General features: G+C 66.9%; 1 protein-coding gene and 1 other RNA gene. Both read left to right on the plus strand.

What is annotated here, in order from left to right; all coding sequences use genetic code 11:
• Positions 1-57 precede the first annotated feature (57 nt).
• Positions 58-155, plus strand: an RNA gene (gene ffs, locus AOZ53_RS34005) — signal recognition particle sRNA small type.
• 121 nt (positions 156-276) lie between these two features.
• The coding region (gene dnaX, locus AOZ53_RS33170; RefSeq protein ID WP_082385879.1) for a DNA polymerase III subunit gamma/tau at positions 277-1409 on the plus strand (1133 nt) is incomplete at its 3' end.

The following is a 1409-nucleotide window of genomic DNA, read 5'->3' on the forward strand; positions in this document are numbered from 1 at the left end:
CCGCCAGCCAAGAGGCTAGCCGAGCGAGCAACGCGAAGCTCTGCTAGAATCTTGGCTGGCGGGCCCCTTCGCATGGTTCGACGGTGAACCTGGTCAGGTCGGGAACGAAGCAGCCATAGTCGTTTAGGGTCAGTGCCGGAGTAAGGCTCGCCAACCGGTTTTCGCAAAGGGGACGGGGTTGTTTTCCAAGGGGATTTCCCCGGAAGATGATTCCGTCCCTTTTGCATTTCACGCCGGCAATCGCATCGGCTCTTGCAAAGGCTCTACAATCCCGCCATGACTTATCTGGTACTGGCCCGCAAGTGGCGGCCGCGATCGTTCGATACCCTCGTGGGACAGGATCACGTGGTGCGCGCGCTGACGCATGCGCTCGACACCCAGCGCCTGCATCACGCCTGGCTGTTCACCGGCACGCGCGGCGTCGGCAAGACCACGCTGTCGCGCATCCTGGCCAAATCGCTCAACTGCGAAACCGGCATCACCTCCAAGCCCTGCGGCGTCTGTCGCGCCTGCACCGAGATCGATGCCGGCCGGTTCGTCGACTACCTCGAACTGGACGCGGCCTCGAACCGCGGCGTCGAGGAAATGACCCAGCTGCTGGAGCAGGCCGTCTACGCGCCGGGCGCGGGCCGCTTCAAGGTCTACATGATCGACGAAGTGCACATGCTCACGGGGCACGCGTTCAACGCGATGCTCAAGACGCTGGAAGAGCCGCCGCCGCACGTCAAATTCATCCTCGCCACGACCGACCCGCAGAAGATCCCGGTCACGGTGCTGTCGCGCTGCCTGCAATTCAATCTGAAGCAGATGCCGGCCGACTCCATTGTGGGCCACCTGCAGGCGGTGCTGGGCGAGGAACAGGTCGGCTTCGAAGTGCCGGCCCTGCGCCTGATCGGCCAGGCCGCGTCGGGCTCGATGCGCGACGCGCTGTCGTTGACCGACCAGGCCATCGCCTATAGCGCCGGCAACCTGACCGAGGACGCCGTGCGCGGCATGCTCGGCACCATCGACCAGCGTCACCTGGTGCGCCTGCTGGACGCCTTGTCCACCGGCGACGCCAAGGGCGTGCTGGCGGTGGCCGACGAACTCGCCACGCGCGGCCTGTCGTACGCCGGCGCGCTGGCCGACCTGGCGGTGCTGCTGTCGCGCGTCGCCATCGAGCAGCGCGTGTCCGGCGTGATGCCGGCCGAGGATCCGCTGGCGGCCGACATCGCCCGCCTGGCGCAATCGCTGCATCCCGACGCGGTGCAACTGTTCTATTCGGTGGCGGTGCACAGCCGCGGTGAACTGACGCTGGCGCCGGACGAGTACGCCGGCTTCATCATGGCCTGCCTGCGCATGCTGGCGCTCAACGGTGACGCCGGTCCGCAGACCGCCATCGAGGCGCCCGCCACGCCGGCCCGCCAGAC

This window comes from Achromobacter sp. 2789STDY5608621 (assembly GCF_001299375.1).
GTDB lineage: Bacteria > Pseudomonadota > Gammaproteobacteria > Burkholderiales > Burkholderiaceae_B > Achromobacter > Achromobacter insuavis.